Annotated in this window: 11 protein-coding genes and 1 tRNA gene; 6 read left to right on the top strand and 6 right to left on the bottom strand. The window is 60.3% G+C overall.

Annotated elements, in window-relative coordinates; genetic code table 11:
- Positions 1-72 precede the first annotated feature (72 nt).
- Positions 73-942: an endonuclease/exonuclease/phosphatase family protein gene (locus SJY21_RS03935; RefSeq protein ID WP_377506482.1), complete on the top strand. Its 870-nt coding sequence runs from the start codon at positions 73-75 to the stop codon at positions 940-942.
- On the opposite strand, the gene dddP is transcribed toward SJY21_RS03935, so the two are convergent.
- Positions 939-2,279, bottom strand: a complete 1,341-nt coding sequence (gene dddP, locus SJY21_RS03930) for a dimethylsulfonioproprionate lyase DddP (RefSeq protein WP_377506479.1) — start codon at positions 2,277-2,279, stop codon at positions 939-941. The genes SJY21_RS03935 and dddP overlap by 4 nt on opposite strands.
- 123 nt (positions 2,280-2,402) lie before the next feature.
- On the opposite strand from dddP, the gene SJY21_RS03925 reads away from it, so the two are divergent.
- Complete coding sequence (locus SJY21_RS03925) at positions 2,403-3,098, top strand: DUF3445 domain-containing protein (protein WP_377506476.1); 696 nt, start codon at positions 2,403-2,405, stop codon at positions 3,096-3,098.
- Positions 3,099-3,340: 242 nt separating this feature from the next.
- Here SJY21_RS03925 and glnA read toward each other — a convergent pair whose 3' ends face one another.
- Both glnA and SJY21_RS03915 read right to left on the bottom strand, forming a co-directional pair.
- Positions 3,341-4,747: a type I glutamate--ammonia ligase gene (glnA, locus tag SJY21_RS03920; protein ID WP_377506473.1), complete on the bottom strand. Its 1,407-nt coding sequence runs from the start codon at positions 4,745-4,747 to the stop codon at positions 3,341-3,343.
- Positions 4,748-4,783: 36 nt separating this feature from the next.
- Complete coding sequence (locus SJY21_RS03915; protein ID WP_148055727.1) at positions 4,784-5,122, bottom strand: P-II family nitrogen regulator; 339 nt, start codon at positions 5,120-5,122, stop codon at positions 4,784-4,786.
- A gap of 201 nt (positions 5,123-5,323) precedes the next feature.
- On the opposite strand from SJY21_RS03915, the gene SJY21_RS03910 reads away from it, so the two are divergent.
- A complete protein-coding gene (locus SJY21_RS03910; RefSeq protein ID WP_377506470.1) occupies positions 5,324-6,871 on the top strand; it encodes an NAD(P)H-hydrate dehydratase in 1,548 nt (515 codons plus the stop codon).
- Positions 6,872-6,954: 83 nt separating this feature from the next.
- Here the strand turns inward: SJY21_RS03910 and SJY21_RS03905 are convergent, their stop codons facing one another.
- Positions 6,955-7,422, bottom strand: coding sequence for a Hint domain-containing protein (locus SJY21_RS03905; RefSeq protein WP_377506467.1), 468 nt, complete (start codon positions 7,420-7,422; stop codon positions 6,955-6,957).
- Positions 7,423-7,624: 202 nt separating this feature from the next.
- Here SJY21_RS03905 and SJY21_RS03900 point away from each other — a divergent pair, with 202 nt between their 5' ends.
- From SJY21_RS03900 to tig, 3 genes are all read left to right on the top strand, one after another.
- The gene (locus tag SJY21_RS03900; protein WP_377506464.1) at positions 7,625-8,677 is read left to right on the top strand and encodes a Hint domain-containing protein; all 1,053 of its coding nucleotides are present in this window, start codon (positions 7,625-7,627) and stop codon (positions 8,675-8,677) included.
- An 89-nt stretch (positions 8,678-8,766) separates the two neighbouring features.
- Positions 8,767-8,851 (top strand) — tRNA-Leu (locus SJY21_RS03895).
- Between the two features lie 24 nt (positions 8,852-8,875).
- Entirely contained in the window at positions 8,876-10,207 is a 1,332-nt protein-coding gene (tig, locus tag SJY21_RS03890) for a trigger factor (protein WP_377506461.1), read from the top strand.
- A 449-nt stretch (positions 10,208-10,656) separates the two neighbouring features.
- Here tig and SJY21_RS03885 read toward each other — a convergent pair whose 3' ends face one another.
- On the bottom strand, positions 10,657-11,304 hold the full coding sequence (locus SJY21_RS03885) for a hypothetical protein (protein WP_377506458.1): 648 nt from the start codon (positions 11,302-11,304) through the stop codon (positions 10,657-10,659).
- A gap of 275 nt (positions 11,305-11,579) precedes the next feature.
- Positions 11,580-12,812: an efflux RND transporter periplasmic adaptor subunit gene (locus SJY21_RS03880; protein WP_377506455.1), complete on the bottom strand. Its 1,233-nt coding sequence runs from the start codon at positions 12,810-12,812 to the stop codon at positions 11,580-11,582.
- Positions 12,813-12,815: the final 3 nt, after the last annotated feature.

The raw sequence follows: 12,815 nt of genomic DNA, 5'->3' as shown, positions 1-12,815 counted from the left end.
CCTGCCCAAACTGGCGGGTGGCGTGGTGCGGGGCAAGGGATGTGACGGCTGCGTCACGGGAAGGTGAGAAAGATGATGCGCGATTTCGCCCGGATCGGTGTTGTGGCCCTTGGCGGTCTGTTGATTGCCAGCTTTGGTGGCGACCTTCACCCGGTCGGAGATTCGCTGGCCGTGTTTCGTGTGGCGATGCTTGGCGCGCTGCTGGTGCTGGCGGTTGCGGTCTGGCGCTGGCGGATTGCGCAGGGTGCGATTGCCGTCTGTGCGGTCTTGATCGGGTCAAACATTGCCCAAGGGATGCCTGACAGGCTGGATCAGCCCGCCGATCTGGTGATCTATCAGAAGAATCTGTTGTATCTGACACGCGACAGGGCGGGGTTTGTCGATGATGTTATCGCATCAGATGCGGATTTCGTGACCTTGCAAGAAGTCAGCGCCGGAAACTGGCATCTGCTGGATGATCTGCGCGCGCACTACCCCTATCAACTGTCCTGTGATGTGGGCGAGGTTGGTGGTGTCGCGGTGCTGTCGCGCTGGCCTGTGGTGGGTGACGCCTGTTATCGCAGCCGCGGGCTGGCGGCGGGGGTGTTTGATCGCAATGGCCTGCAGGTGCGTGTCATTGGCCTGCATCTGCAATGGCCCTGGCCACGGCGACAGGCGGCACATGTGGATGCGCTGATGGCCGATCTCACCGCCCATTCAGCGGATGTGACGCTGGTGGGGGGGGATTTCAACATGGTGCCTTCGGGGCGATCCGTGGCGCGGATCGCAGCCGCCACGGGAACGCAGCGCATCGGTCATGTGGAGCGCACGTTCGAGGTGCTGGGCTATCCGATTGCGATTGATCACGTGCTGGCCAGCGAAGGCACGGTGGGCACGGTTGATGTCCGGCCCCGTTTGGGTTCGGACCATTTTGGTGTCGTTGCGCGGATCGCGTTGCCCTAACGCCCCATCAAGGCATCATCGAACGGATAGGTCGTGAGGTTTTCATAGCCGTCCTCGGTGATCAGAACCTGGTCTTCCAGCTTGATCGTGAAATCACCGCCGACCGCGCCGACCGCAGCTTCGACGCAGAGCGTCATGCCCGGTTGCAGTTCATAATCGAACGCGCCTTCGACCATTTTGTCGGGGTAGGCGATCAGCGGCCATTCATCACACAGCCCAACGCCGTGCATCAGGCAGCCGTATTTTTGCGCCTGAAACTGGTCGTCCAACACATGGGTATTGCGTGACAGGTCTTGCATGTTCACGCCGGGGCGTAGCATTTCCATGTTGGTCTGGATATGTTCGACAGCGTGTTGCATCGCGTAAACCATATCGGGGCGCGGTTTTTGCGGGCCGATCCACCACGAGCGGCTGATGTCGATGCAAATGCCATAGGCGCCGATCAGGTCGGTATCAAAGCTGATGATCTCGTTCTTTTGGGTGATGCGGGGCCCGCATTCCTGAAACCACGGGTTAGTGCGTGGCCCCGATGCCAGCAGCCGCGTTTCGATCCATTCACCGCCACGGCGGATGTTTTCGGCGTGCAGGACGGCCCAGATATCATCTTCGGATGTGGTGCCGTTGCCGGCGTTTTCGCGCGCGAAATCCTCCATCAGGCGCACGGTGGTTTCGCAGGCGTGGTTGGCGCAGCGCATCGCCTTGATTTCGTCCGGTCCCTTGATGGAGCGGGCCTTTTCGGTCAGTTCCTCGCCCTCCATCACGTCAATCCCTGCGCCGATCAGGGCGCGGTAGCCGGGCACCATGATCTTGTCGACGGCAAGGCGCATGTTGCCGCTGGAATGTTCGCGCAAAAGGTCGATGATTTCGGGGACAAAGGCATCGGCGGCCTGATCATTCTTGTCACCGTTCGAGAAATAGAACATCGACGCGCCAGAGCGCTGTTCGCGCACCAGCGGGTTGAAGGTGCTGAGGAAGGGCGAATTTTTATAGTCCCAGATCACCATGTAGCCATCGGCGCAGACCAGCACGGCGCGGAACGGATTATGGGTGTTCCAAAGCTGCATATTGGTGCTGTCGGTCGCGTAGCGGATGTTGAGCGGGTCAAACATCAGCACGCCGCCATAGTCGCGATCAATCACATGCTGCGTCAGGCGTTTGTGGCGATAGGCGCGCAGGGCCTGCAGGTCGGGGAGTTCCAGACCCGCCGCAGCCCATTCGGCAAAGGCCAGTTGGGTCGGGCCAATCTCGATCCGGTCGGCATCGTTGGGGGTGTTGTCGCCAAGGGTGGCGCCACGGGTCGGGTCGATCTTGCGGGTATCGCGATAGTGGGTATTCATGGCAGTCCTCCCTGATGCGCATATGCTGGGGCGGGGATTTGGCCGTGTCAGGTCTGAAATCGACATTCGGGAGGTTCGTTTTTGACAAATCGCGATCTATTGCGTCCGATCTTGCAGTCAGTGATGCCCGAGGACCTGCGCGAAGTGGCGGCGGCACGGTTGCCCGCAATGCGCCCTGTCGATGACTGGCTGCGCGTTGATGATGCCTATAGCGCGCAACTGGCGCTCAAGGCGGATCTGATTGCAGATCGGCGCGATTCTGTGATTGCGGTCTGTGACGGGGCGGGGGCAGCCTTGGATGAATTGCTGGGCCATGTGGTGGACCACTTGCCCGACGGGTTTGCCGTATCGGGTGAAATGGTCACGCGGCCAGACGGGGTGACTGTTGCCATTGATCGCGGTGATCCGCTGCTGACCCTGTCCCAGATCGTGCAGGAAGACCTGTGTATCTTGCAAAAGCAGGGCGATGAACATGTGTTGACGGCGGCGCTGCTGTGTTTTCCGTCAAGCTGGACGCTGGCACAAAAGATCGGCAAGCCGCTGGGCGCGATCCATGTGCCGGTTGCCGAATACGACGACAATATCGCGCGCCGTGTGCAGCGGCTGTTTGATGGCGTGCAAGTCGGGCGGCCCCTGTGGCGCGCCAATTTCCTGCGCTATGACGAAGCCGCCTTGCACCAACCGCGCCGCGAGGACGACCCGCGCCCCGTTGGCGGGCCGGATGCACAGTTTGAACGCAGCGAACGCCAAACCGTGCTGCGCCTGCCGCAAACGGCTTCGGTGGTGTTTTCGATCCATGTGAGTGTGGTGGCGCTGTAGCGTTGCGAGCCGTGCATCGGCGGACCGCGGGGTGGCGATCCGACATTGAGGTATGGCAGTTAATGGTTGCTCGGCACGTCCTTCCCTTCAGCTTCGCGCCTGTGCCAACCAAATCGCCAGCCCGGCGGGGCGGTCTGTCGATGCAAGGCGGCCTGCGGCCTTGTCTTTGTGCGACCTACGTCGGGCCACACAATAAAAAAGGCGCCCTCAATGGGGCGCCTTTTCCGTTATATGTCAGCTAATTAGCAGCTGTAATACATCTTGTATTCGATCGGGTGTGGTGTGTGCTCGTAGGCATAAACCTCTTCCCACTTCAGACCCATGTAGCCTTCAAGCTGGCCTTTGGTAAACACGTTGCCTGCGAGCAGGAATTCGTGATCGGCTTCCAGTGCTTCAAGCGCTTCGCGCAGCGACCCGCAAACGGTTGGGATTTCTGCAAGCTCTTCTGGTGGCAGATCGTAAAGATCCTTGTCGGATGCCGGGCCCGGATCGATCTTGTTCTTGATACCGTCAAGGCCGGCCATCAGCAGGGCAGCAAAGCACAGGTAGGGGTTTGCGGCCGGATCGGGGAAGCGGGCCTCGACGCGCTTGGCCTTGGGGGATTCAGACCATGGAATACGCACGCAGCCCGACCGGTTACGGGCCGAATAGGCGCGCAGCACGGGGGCTTCGAAACCGGGAATCAGACGCTTGTATGAATTTGTCGCGGGGTTTGTGATCGCGTTCAACGCCTTGGCGTGCTTCAGGATGCCGCCGATGAAATACAGCGCGTCCTGCGACAGGTCGGCGTATTTGTCGCCTGCAAACAAGGGCTTGCCGTCTTTCCAGATCGACATGTTCACATGCATCCCGGTGCCGTTATCGCCCGAGATCGGCTTGGGCATAAAGGTCGCGGATTTGCCGTAAGCCTGGGCGACGTTGTGGATGACGTATTTGTATTTCTGCAACTCGTCCGCCTGATGCGTCAGCGTGCCGAAAATCAGGCCCAACTCGTGCTGGCAAGACGCCACTTCGTGGTGGTGCTTGTCGACCTTCATTCCCATGCGCTTCATGGTCGAGAGCATTTCGCTGCGGATGTCCTGCGCATCGTCAATCGGGTTCACAGGGAAATAGCCGCCCTTGACGCCCGGACGGTGGCCCGTGTTGCCCATTTCATACTGGGTGTCGGTGTTCCATGCGGCGTCGATTGCATCGACTTCGTAGGACACCTTGTTCGAGGTCACGGCAAAGCGCACGTCGTCAAACAGGAAGAACTCCGCCTCGGGACCGCAATAGAACGTGTCGCCGATACCGGTGGATTTCAGATAGGCCTCGGCCTTTTCGGCGGTACCGCGCGGATCGCGGTCATAGGGTTCCAGCGTGTCGGGTTCGACCACGGTGCAGTGGATGCAGACCGTTTTTTCAGCATAGAACGGGTCAACATAGGCGCTTGATGCGTCAGGGATCAGTTTCATGTCGGACTGGTCAATGGATTTCCAGCCGGCAATCGACGAGCCATCAAACATAAAGCCTTCTTCGAGAAAATCCTCGTCGACTTCGTCCTTGATCAGCGTCACGTGCTGAAGCTTGCCTTTCGGGTCGGTGAAGCGGATGTCGACGTATTCGATATCCTCGTCATTGATCATCTTGATCAGGTCAGCATTGTTCATTTGGGTCTGTCCCCTTGGATAGGTTTGGGTTGAGAATTAAAGCGCGTCTTCGCCGGATTCAGAGGTCCGGATGCGAATGGCTTGTTCGATGGTCGAGACGAAAATCTTGCCGTCCCCGATCTTGTCTGTTTTTGCCGCGCCGATGATCGCTTCGATGGCGGCGTCGACCTGATCGTCGGCCAGCACCACTTCAAGTTTCACCTTGGGCAGGAAATCCACCACGTATTCCGCGCCACGATACAGTTCTGTGTGGCCTTTCTGGCGGCCAAAGCCCTTGACTTCGACCACGGACAGGCCTTGCACGCCGACCTCTTGCAAGGCTTCCTTGACCTCGTCGAGCTTGAAAGGCTTGATGATCGCTTCGATCTTTTTCATGGCGCGCGACTCCCGATATGCTTGCGTTACTGGCGAAAGACCACTTCCGGTCGGGAGGCACAATTGGGTAGGGTCGGGGGAAGGGTGCGGCATTTGGCGAAATGCAGGCTGTGCCTAAAAATTGTGCAGATCGCCCACTGATCGGGCGGAATTGAATCGCGAAAGTGCAAAGAAGTGACCCAATTGCTGACCGCTGCCCAAATGCGCGCCACTGAACAGGCGGCGATTGCGTCCGGTTCCGTGACAGGACTGGACCTGATGGAACGGGCCGGGCGCGGGGTCGTGGATGCCGTGTTTGACGAATGGCCGGAACTGGCCGCCACAGCGCACCGCGCGGTTGTTTTGTGTGGGCCGGGCAACAACGGCGGTGACGGGTTTGTCGTGGCGCGATTGTTGCGGGCGTGGGGCTGGGAGGTGGCGGTGTGTCTTTACGGGGACGCCGCGAAACTGCCGTCTGATGCAAAGGTGAATTACGAACGTTGGTGCGAGATGGGCGCGGTATCGACCAACCCGCCGGCAAAGACCGACGCCGACCTGATCGTTGATGCCCTGTTTGGCACGGGATTGACCCGCGCCCTTGATGGGGCGGCGCAAGACTGGCTGGTATCGGTGGGCACAGCGCGGGTGGTTGCGCTTGATTTGCCTTCGGGGGTGTGTTCGGACAGTGGCAAGGTTTTGGGCAGTGGGGCAGGCGCGCGCGCAGATCTTACGGTGACATTTCACAGCTTGAAGCCGGGGCATCTGCTGGCCGCGGGGCCGGATAGATCAGGCAAGGTGGTGATTGCGGACATTGGTCTTGCGGGTTGCCCGACGCCGCCGCGCGAGATTGCGCATTGCATCAATGGTCCTACGCCCGGCATTTCCAAGTTTGCAGGTGCGCATAAATATACCCACGGCCATGCCCTGATCCTTGCTGGCCCCGCGACCAAGACCGGCGCGGCGCGTCTGGCGGCCCGTGGCGCGTTGCGGATCGGGGCGGGGCTGGTGACGGTGGGGGCGCCCACTGATGCGCTGGCGGAATGCGCCGCGCACCTGACCGCGGTGATGCTGACGGGGGTGCAGGACGGCGATGCCCTGGCGCATGTGTTGCGCGACGATCGGATCAATGCGCTGTGTCTGGGGCCGGGCTTGGGGGTGGAGCGCGCGGCGGATTTGGTGGCGGTGGCGCTGGGGCATTCGCACCCCGGCCAAGGCAACGGTGCCCCAGAGGTCCCGGATCAGGTCCGGGACGTGCAGCATACCCGCGCCTGTGTGCTGGATGCGGATGCCTTGAGCGCGTTTGGTGACGATCCGGCGTCACTGTTTGCGATGTTGCACGCCACATGCGTCCTGACGCCCCACGCCGGTGAATTCGCCCGTCTGTTCCCTGATATCGCGGAAAAGCTGAACGCGCCTGCCATAACCGGCCCTGCTTATTCCAAGGTGGATGCGACGCGGGATGCCGCCAAGCGCGCGGGCTGTGTGGTGCTGTTCAAGGGGGCGGATACGGTGATTGCTGATCCCGACGGGCGGTGCGTTGTCAATTCCGCCACCTGTGCACGCGCTGCGCCGTGGCTGGCAACGGCGGGGTCCGGCGATGTGCTGGCGGGTTTCATCACGGGATTGTTGGCGCGCGGCTTTGGCGCGATGCAAGCGGCACAAGCGGCGGCGTGGCTGCATGTGGAGTGCGCGCTGTCATTCGGCCCGGGTCTGATCGCCGAAGACGTTCCCGAAGAACTTCCCAAGGTTTTCAGAGGCTTGGGACTCTAACCTCATCTTGCCAAAAATATCTGCGCCGCAGGCAAAACGCCGCCCTCTTGGGGGCGGCGCGTTCAGCAGAAAATTCATAAATTTCAGTGTGGTGTGGTCGCAACCTCAAGCCCGTCCGCATAGACGATATGCGGGCGATCAAAGACCAGCTCGTGCAGTTTCACGCGACGCTTGGCACCTTCGCTGACGAATTCACCGTCGATCAGGCGGCGGGCGGGAACTGTCGCCTCGGCCTCGCCGAACAGGGCTTCGGCGCGCCAGTCGCGGATATGCACCAAGGCTTCGGGGGATACCATCATGTCACGGTCGGGGCGGGTATGGCCCAGCGAACCGGCCTTGATGTGGATCGGCGCGATTTCCACGGTTTTTGTTTCGATGCTCAGCAGAACGGCCATGCCGCTGTCGCGGGTAATCACGCGATCACCGATTGTGAGGTGTTCCACCGGAATTTCGCCGTCCAGCGTCATCACGGTTGTGCCGGTCATCAGGCCGGTCAGGCCCGTTGTGTTGACAGGCGCGATTGTCTTTGTGTCTTCAAATCCCAGGTGCATGGCGTTTCTCGCTCTAGCTGATTGTATCTGCCTCAATCTTTTGCAGCAGAATATGGCAAGAAAACGTTACTGTCGTGCCCTTTTTGGTGTGATTGCGGGGCAACAACCTGTCCTGTGGCCAAAATGACTCCGTGACGGGACGGGTAAACCCCAGTAGAGTCAAAGACATAACAAAAAATGGGGCCGAGCAGGCCGCACTGACATGGCAAAATTTGATTTCTGGGCGCTGGGCGAGGCGTCCGTCACCGTATCCGGTGGCGGGCAGCTTGATGGTGTCACGCAGGGCGATGGCAGTCATCTGATGGGGCTGTCGATCACGCTCACGTCCAACAACTGGGAAAATATCGACGTCAAAGGCAACAACACGAACTTTGACGATAACGGCACCCAGCAAAAGCTGGACGGCAATCAGACGTTTGACGGTGTCAGCTACAGCAAGAACACCGATATCGAGGCCGAATACCAGATGACCCTGCGCGATCCCGCGACTGGGATCGAGTATCAGGCAATCGCTGTGAACTTTCACAATTCGTCGCCGGCCTATGCCACGATCGAAGGGATCGCCTTTGTTGATGTTTTTCCGCCGGTCGGGGTTGCGCTGACGGTTGTCGCCACAGCCGAAGGGCCGGGGGATTATGGCCAGCCGTCGGTTGCGGCAGGCGATCTGGCGATCCCCTGTTTCACGCCCGACACGATGATCGACACGCCGGAAGGTCCGCGCGCGGTGCAGGATTTGGCTGTCGGTGATCTGGTTACAACACTGGATCACGGCCCGCAGCCCTTGCGCTGGGTCGGGCATTCGCCGGTCAGCAGCCTGCGCATGGCCCTGCACCCTGAATTATGCCCGATCCTGATCAAGGCCCATGCTTTTGGCCGCAATCACCCGAACCGCGACATGCTGGTCTCGCCGCAGCACCGCATTCTGATTGAAGGCTGGCGCGCCGAGATGTTATTTGGCGAGGCGCAGGTGCTGGTCGCGGCCAAGCATTTGATCAATGACACAACCGTGCGGCGGGCAGGGGTTGCATCGACCACCTATATCCATCTGCAATGCGATGCCCACGAGGTGCTGATCTCGGACGGGCTGGCCACCGAAAGCTTCAATCCCGGCCCGGTCATAATGGCGTCAATGCCTGACGATTGTCGTGCGGAACTGCAGCTCTTGTTCCCCGATTGCGATTTGCTGACCCGCGCGCCGCTGCCTGCGGCCCGCCCGTTGCTGGGTGGGCGTGACGCGGCATTGCTTATCGCCTGATTGGCGTTCTTTTCCTCTCGCATCCCGCGCGCGCCTTTGCTAAGAGCGGCGCAAGTTTGGGGTGGGCGTTGCCTGCCCCTTAAAGATATGCGGGTGTGGCGGAATTGGTAGACGCACCAGATTTAGGTTCTGGCGCCGCGAGGCGTGGGGGTTCGAGTCCCTTCACCCGCACCAGATGACAAAGAAAAGGACGATAACATGCAGGTCAACGAGACCCTGAACGAAGGCCTCAAGCGCGGCTATACGATCACCGTCACCGCCGCCGAGCTGGACGCGAAAGTCAACGACAAGCTGAAAGAAGCCCAGCCCGAAGTCGAGATGAAGGGGTTTCGCAAGGGCAAGGTGCCCATGGCGCTGCTGAAAAAGCAGTTCGGCCCGCGTATCCTTGGCGAAGCGATGCAGGAAAGCATTGATGGCGCCATGTCCGAGCATCTGGAAAAGTCCGGTGACCGCCCCGCGGCCCAGCCCGAAATGAAGATGACAAACGACGACTGGAAAGAGGGCGACGATGTGATCGTTGACGTTTCTTATGAAACGCTGCCCGAAGTTCCCGACGTTGATTTTGGCAAGATCAAGCTGGAGCGTATGGTCGTGAAGGCTGATGATGCTTCTGTCAAAGAAGCGTTGGAAAATCTGGCCGAGACCGTCAAGAACTTTGAAGACCGCAAGAAAGGCTCCAAGGCGAAAGACGGCGATCAGGTTGTGATCGACTTCCTTGGCAAGGTTGACGGCGAACCGTTTGAAGGTGGTGCAGCCGAAGATTATCCGCTGACCCTTGGCTCCAATTCGTTCATCCCCGGTTTCGAGGAACAGCTGGTCGGCGTGAAGGAAGGCGACGAAAAGAACGTCGAAGTGTCCTTCCCCGAAGAATATCAGGCCGAGCATCTGGCCGGCAAAGCCGCCGTATTCGAGTGCAAGATCAAGGCCGTCAAGGAACCCAAGGCGGCCAAGGTCGATGACGAGATGGCCAAGCAGTTCGGTGCCGAAGATCTGGCAGCCCTCAAGGTGCAGATCACGGAACGTCTGGAAGCCGAATACAGCGGTGCGGCCCGTGCCGTGACCAAGCGCGCGCTGCTTGATGCGCTGGACAAGGCCGTCAAGTTTGAACTGCCCCCGTCGCTGGTTGATGCCGAAGCGGGTCAGATCGCACACCAGCTGTGGCACGAGGAAAACCCCGATGTCGAGGGCCATGATCACCCCGAGATTGAAGCGACCAAGGAACACACCAAGCTGGCCGAGCGCCGCGTGAAGCTGGGCCTGTTGCTGGCCGAAATCGGTCAGAAGGCCGAAGTGCAGGTCACGGACGCCGAAATGACCCAAGCCATCATGAACCAGGCCCGCCAGTATCCTGGTCAGGAACGCCAGTTCTTTGAGTTCGTGCAGCAGAACCCGCAGATGCAACAGCAGATGCGCGCACCGATCTTTGAAGACAAGGTTGTTGATCACATCTTTGAACAGGCCAAAGTGACCGACAAGGATGCCAGCAAGGACGATCTGCAAAAGGCTGTCGAGAAGCTTGAGGAGGAGTGATCCTCGGACGTTTAGCGAAATCTGGGCCGCTCCTGAAAGGGGGCGGCCTTTTTCGTGAAAGGGGCTACGGGCGTGTCGCGGCAGGTAGTTGGACGAGCAAGCTAGGGGATATGAAATCCCAACAATCTGTCCGCCTTTTTGCAGCTAGTGTTGTTTTTCGCAACGCTCGCTTTGCGGACGAAGTGGACATTCCCGTGTTTGCGCGACTGTAAACAACAATCGCAACCGGCGCGCATGCGCCATGCCCGACCTCCCCCACGGGAGGGCATATTGCAACTTCTGATGTGCATGGAGCGTTTGTTTAACTTTTAAACTATGGCCACTACAAAACCGCGAGCCCCTCCCGAGGTCGGGCATGGCGCATGCGCGCCTATGTCCCGTTAGGGCTCAAAGCGGACATTTGCCCCCCTGAGGCATTGTTCCTGTCGTAACGAGCCGCCAATCCTGTTTCACTCAATAAAAAAAGTGACACCTGCGGCCAGTTCAAGCCCGCTAATTTCGTGGCGGCGTTGTTCGCCGTCGTCAAAGGTCAGCGTCAGGGCAGGGCTGGTGTGATAGCGCAGCTCGCTCCAGACGCGGGCGCGGCCGTCGGCGCTGGCGCGTGCGGCGCGCAAGGACAGGGCGGCGTGAGGCAGGGTCTCGCGCTGGTGGGTGGTTGCGGTGCCGTGGCGCAGGGTGACATCAGTGCGGGCAAGGCCGACCCCGACCCCCAGATCAAGCGACCAGTTGCCTTGCTGCACAACGGGTGTGGAGAGGGTCACGAGGGTGCGGGTTGTGCGGATTTGGGCGCCGCGATCAAGGCTTGCGGCCCAGGCGCGACCATCAGAGGCGGTATCGACGGCCGAGGGGGCGTCACGATGCAGGGACAGGCTCGCGGCAACGGGGCGGCCCGCCACTGTCAGGGCGTTGTGGCGCGTCACTTCAATAAATGCCGTGCCGCCTTGCCCGGTCAGGCTGTAGTGCGGTCCGCTGCCCATGCCTTGGAATTCGTGCTTGTCAAAACTGATGCCGCCGCCAAGTGACAGAGACGTTTCAGCAATCGCGGGCGTTGTCAGGGCGCAGGCCAAAAGGACCAGCGCAAGCCGGAGCCTGTTCATTCGATTTCCGATCTGCCCCCGATGCGGCATGCGGGCCGCAGGGTGGTTCTAGCCGCCGCATCCGCGTGGCGCGAGAAATAGATGAACAAATGGTTAAGGCTGGTGGGCGGCTGGTCCGGATTGCATCATTGCGATCGGGCTTGGCGCACGCGCGCTCATTGCGTTGCTTTGGTGTGATTGCGTCGCTGTCAGCGACCAAGACTTCTGCCGGAACCGACCGCACCCAAAGCCACGCACCTTGCCGCAATTGCCACTGCGAAATCCATTTCGGTTGTTCAGTTGACCACCCGTTCCGCCACGCGCGTTCCGTCAGACAGGCCGGACGAGGGGTAAAGGATCACGCGGTCGCCTTCGGACAGGCCGCTAATGACCTGCGCTTCTATGCCGTTGTTGGGGCCGAGCTCGATGGTGCGAAGTTGCGCTGATCCATCGGCCACGACAAACACCGCCCAGAGATCGCGACTGCGGAACAGGGCGCTGGCGGGAACGATCAAGGTATCTTCGGCGCGCCAGACTACAATTCTGGTTTCCACGCGGAACCCGTGCCCCAGTCCGGTAAAGTCCCTGGACGGGCTGTTGAAGGCAATGACGGCATTGACGCGTTGTTCTTCCACACCCAATGCAGAGAACTGCGTAATGCCAAACGGATCGACGCGCGACACTTCGCCTGCAAGCTCGGCCGGGCCGCCCCAATCGGCGATGATGACAGGGTCGCCTACCGTGACCTGCACGGCATCCGTTGACAAAAGTTCGACCACCACTTCCAGATCATTTTCGATGTTGCCGATCTCCATGATGGGCGTCCCGGCAGGCAGCGATGTTTCACTTTCCTGAATGACGCGCAGAATGCGGCCGTCTGCCGGCGCAAAGAGCGGAATATCATCGTCGGTCGTTCCGATTGCAGCTGCCAGACGGGGGTCGTCAAAGCTGATCAGTTCGGCCTGGGCGTTCGCGATTTCGGCTTCACGCATTGAAATTGCCGCCTCTGCCGTATCGACATTTGCTTCTGCCACGCGCGCGGCCTGTTGCGCGCCGTCCAAGGCCGCACGGCTTGAGATGCCGCGTTCGACAAGCTGTCGGGTTCGGGCCAGTTCCGTGTCGGCCAGATCACGATAGGCCAGCGCGGCGTTCAGATCGGCCTGGGCCACGCGAAGGGCCGCTTGCGCGGCTGTCACAACGGCCTGTGCCTGTTCACGGGTGCGCACGTCCAGCGCGGCGGGGTTGGTCGGGCGCATATGGGCCACAACGGTTTCGCCGCGCACGACCGGATCGCCGGGTTGCACGCTGACACGTTGCAACTGTCCGGCGACAGGCGTCGATACCACATAGGCGTCACGCACCCGCGTGCGGCCTTCTTCGTCAATCGTCAGCTGCATGGTTCCACGCGCGACCTGGCCCATGTCCACCATCGTTGGCTGCGGCCAGAAGGCAACCGTCAGCGCACCACCAACCAACAATAGGGTTGCGGTGGTCAGGATCAGACGGGAACGTTTCTTTGCTTTCGCCATGAC

Origin of the sequence: Octadecabacter sp. R77987, assembly GCF_042466115.1 — a bacterium.
Taxonomy (GTDB): Bacteria; Pseudomonadota; Alphaproteobacteria; order Rhodobacterales; family Rhodobacteraceae; genus SW4.
Note: the sequence above shows the minus strand (reverse complement) of the source record. Positions and strands in the feature narration are given on the sequence as shown.

Coding starts and splice junctions, on each gene's coding strand:
- SJY21_RS03935 (WP_377506482.1), top strand. CDS start 73: ATGATGCGCGATTTCGCCCGGATCGGTGTTGTGGCCCTTGGCGGTCTG.
- dddP (WP_377506479.1), bottom strand. CDS start 2,279: ATGAATACCCACTATCGCGATACCCGCAAGATCGACCCGACCCGTGGC.
- SJY21_RS03925 (WP_377506476.1), top strand. CDS start 2,403: ATGCCCGAGGACCTGCGCGAAGTGGCGGCGGCACGGTTGCCCGCAATG.
- glnA (WP_377506473.1), bottom strand. CDS start 4,747: ATGAACAATGCTGACCTGATCAAGATGATCAATGACGAGGATATCGAA.
- SJY21_RS03915 (WP_148055727.1), bottom strand. CDS start 5,122: ATGAAAAAGATCGAAGCGATCATCAAGCCTTTCAAGCTCGACGAGGTC.
- SJY21_RS03910 (WP_377506470.1), top strand. CDS start 5,324: ATGCGCGCCACTGAACAGGCGGCGATTGCGTCCGGTTCCGTGACAGGA.
- SJY21_RS03905 (WP_377506467.1), bottom strand. CDS start 7,422: ATGCACCTGGGATTTGAAGACACAAAGACAATCGCGCCTGTCAACACA.
- SJY21_RS03900 (WP_377506464.1), top strand. CDS start 7,625: ATGGCAAAATTTGATTTCTGGGCGCTGGGCGAGGCGTCCGTCACCGTA.
- tig (WP_377506461.1), top strand. CDS start 8,876: ATGCAGGTCAACGAGACCCTGAACGAAGGCCTCAAGCGCGGCTATACG.
- SJY21_RS03885 (WP_377506458.1), bottom strand. CDS start 11,304: ATGAACAGGCTCCGGCTTGCGCTGGTCCTTTTGGCCTGCGCCCTGACA.
- SJY21_RS03880 (WP_377506455.1), bottom strand. CDS start 12,812: ATGGCGAAAGCAAAGAAACGTTCCCGTCTGATCCTGACCACCGCAACC.